The following is a 3,016-nucleotide window of genomic DNA, read 5'->3' on the forward strand; positions in this document are numbered from 1 at the left end:
GCGCGGCACCCAGGCGAGCGCGGCGCCGCTGGCCTCGGCGAGGCGCAGCACGGCGGACAGCGCGCCGGGGATCTCTCCGGCCCGCTCCCCCACGAGGATCACCGCGCCCGGCTCGCGCACGGCGCGGGCGGTCGCGGCGAGCGGGTCGGTGTCGGACTCGGCAGTACCGATGGTGGCCAACGCGTCGAGGACGGCCGGTTCGCCGCCCGGCTCGGTGCTCACCAGCGTCCCGCCGAGCTTCGCGAGCCCGCGGGTGACCAGCGGGGCGAGGGCATGCACGGCGGCCGCGTGCTTGTCGGCGGCCTTGCGCAGGCGCAGGAAGACGATCGGCGACTCCTCCTCCGGCTCGAACGCGACGAGCAGCACCGCGGGCGCCGCCTCCAGGTCGGCGTAGGTGACGCCGATGCCGCGCCCGGCGACCGCGTGGCCGAGGAACTGCTCCTCCTCGGCCGAGTGCGGCCGGGACCGGAAGTCGATGTCGTTGGTGCCGAGCGCGACCCGGGCGAACTTGCCGTGGGCGTAGGCGTCCTCGCGGGTCAGCCGGCCGCCGGTGAGCACGCCGACGCCGTTGCGGTCACGGCATTCCGCGAGCCCTCGGGCGGCATACTCCAGTGCCTCGGACCAGGTCGCCTCGACGAGTTGGCCGCTGTCATCGTCGCGGATCAGCGGGGTGGTGAGCCGGTCGGCGGAGCGGGCGTAGGTGAACGCGAAGCGGCCCTTGTCGCAGTTCCACTCCTCGTTGACCGCCGGGTCGTCGCCGGCGAGGCGGCGGGTGACTTTCCCGCGCCGGTGGTCGGTACGCAGGCTGCAGCCCGACGCGCAGTGCTCGCAGGCCGTCGGCGTGGAGACCAGGTCGAACGGCCGGGCCCGGAAGCGGTAGGCGGCGCTGGTCAGCGCACCGACCGGGCAGATCTGCACGGTGTTGCCGGAGAAGTAGGACGAGAACGGCTGCCCGTCGCTGACCGCGACCTGCTCGGCGGCGCCGCGCTCGAACAGCTCGATGAACGGGTCACCGGCGATCTGCGCGGAGAACCGGGTGCAGCGCGCGCACAACACGCAGCGTTCCCGGTCGAGCAGGATCTCGGTGGAGATCGCGATCGGCTTCGGGTAGGCGCGCTTGGTCTCCTTGAACCGGGAGACCGCGCCGCCGTTGGCCATCGACTGGTTCTGCAGCGGGCACTCGCCGCCCTTGTCGCAGATCGGGCAGTCCAGCGGGTGGTTGAGCAGCAGAAACTCGATGTTGCCGGCCTGCGCCTTGCGGGAGACCGGCGAGGTGAGCTGGGTCCCGACCACCATGTCGGCGGCGACCGTCGTGGTGCAGGCGGCGACCGGCTTGCGCTGACCCTCCACCTCGACGATGCACTGCCGGCAGGCGCCGACGGGGTCGAGCAATGGATGGTCGCAGAACCGCGGGATCTCGATGCCGAGCAGCTCGGCCGCCCGGATGATCAGTGTGCCCTTGGGGACGCTGACCGACAGCCCGTCGATGGTGAGGCTGACCTGGTCGGGTGCGGCCGGCGGGGCCGGCTCGGGGGTGGGCGCGGAGGTTCGGGCTGGGGCGGTCATGGTTGTCAGTGCGCTCCCGCGTAGGCACCCGGGGCGGCGGCCGCGTCGTCGCCGGCCGCGGCGCCGTCAGGGGTGGTCTTCGAGGACTCCGGCTTCGTGGTCACCGCGCTCACCGGGATGAACTCATCCCGGAAGTACTTGATCCCCGACACGATCGGGGAGGTGGCCCCGTCGGCCAGCGCGCAGAACGCCCGGCCGAAGATGTTGTCGCAGGCGTCGACGAGGGTGTCCACGTCCTCGGCGTCGCCCTGGCCCCGCTCGATGCGGGAGAGGATCTGCACCATCCAGCTCGTGCCCTCGCGGCACGGGGTGCACTTGCCGCACGACTCGTGCGCGTAGAACTGGGTGAGGCGGCGGACGACCCGGAGCATGTCGGTCGTCTCATCCATGATCATGAGGGCCGCGGTGCCGAGCAGCGAGCCGGCCTCCTGCATGCCCTCGAAGTCGAGCGGTGCGTCGAGGTGGTCAGCGGTGAGCATCGGGGTGGAGGACCCGCCCGGGGTCCACGCCTTCAGCTTGCGCCCGCCGCGCACGCCGCCCGCCATCTCCAGCAGCTCCCGCAGCGTCGTGCCCATCGGGGCCTCGTACTGGCCCGGCCTGGTCACGTGCCCGGACAGGCTGTAGATCTTCGGGCCCGGCGAGCGTTCCCGACCCATCGAGCGGAACCAGTCCACGCCATGGTTGACGATGAACGGGACGCTGGCGATCGTCTCGACGTTGTTCACGACGGTCGGCGACGCGTACAGCCCGTGGGTCGCCGGGAACGGCGGGCGCAGCCGCGGCTGGCCGCGGCGCCCCTCCAGCGAGTCGAGCAGCGCCGTCTCTTCGCCGCAGATGTACGCCCCCGCGCCCGAGTGCACGACGAGGTCGAGGTCGAAGCCGCTGCCGAGGATGTTGCGGCCGAGGAAACCGGCCTCGTAAGCCTCGGCGACGGCGGCGCGCATCCGGCGGGCCGCGTGGATCAGCTCCCCGCGCAGGTAGACGAACGCCCGGTTGGCCCGCACCGCGTAGGAGGCGATGATGATGCCCTCGATCAGCGAGTGCGGGTCCGCCTTCATCAGCGGGGCATCCTTGCAGGTGCCGGGCTCGCCCTCGTCGGCGTTGATGACGAGGTAGTGCGGCTTGCCGTCGCCCTGGGGGATGAAGCCCCACTTCATCCCGGTGGGGAAGCCCGCGCCGCCGCGGCCGCGCAGACCCGAGTCCTTGACCAGCTTGATCAGGTCGTCGGGGTCGCCGGCGAGCGCGGTGCGCGCGGCGACGTACCCGTCGAGTCGGCGGTAGGTGTCGATCGTCCACGACTCCGGAGTGTTCCAACGCCGGGTGAGGACCGGGGTGACTGGCATCGTCAGTTCCCCTTCCGCTCAGTCGATCCCGAGACCGAGGCGCCGGCTGGCGCCGATGCCGGCGCGGTGCCGCCGGCCTCGGCCTGCGCGTCCTTGCTGGCCTGCGC

Annotated in this window: 2 protein-coding genes; both read right to left on the reverse strand. The window is 72.4% G+C overall.

Translation table 11 applies throughout. The features are described from left to right. On the reverse strand, positions 1–1,566 hold a 1,566-nt coding region (locus MXD58_RS23975; RefSeq protein WP_250609976.1), incomplete at its 3' end, for an NADH-quinone oxidoreductase subunit G. 5 nt (positions 1,567–1,571) lie between these two features. Next, on the reverse strand, positions 1,572–2,909 hold the full coding sequence (nuoF, locus tag MXD58_RS23980) for an NADH-quinone oxidoreductase subunit NuoF (protein ID WP_248838664.1): 1,338 nt from the start codon (positions 2,907–2,909) through the stop codon (positions 1,572–1,574). Between the last annotated feature and the right edge of the window lie 107 nt (positions 2,910–3,016).

The sequence above is a fragment of the Frankia sp. AgKG'84/4 genome (assembly GCF_023242965.2).
In the GTDB taxonomy this organism is placed as follows: Bacteria; Actinomycetota; Actinomycetes; order Frankiales; family Frankiaceae; genus Frankia.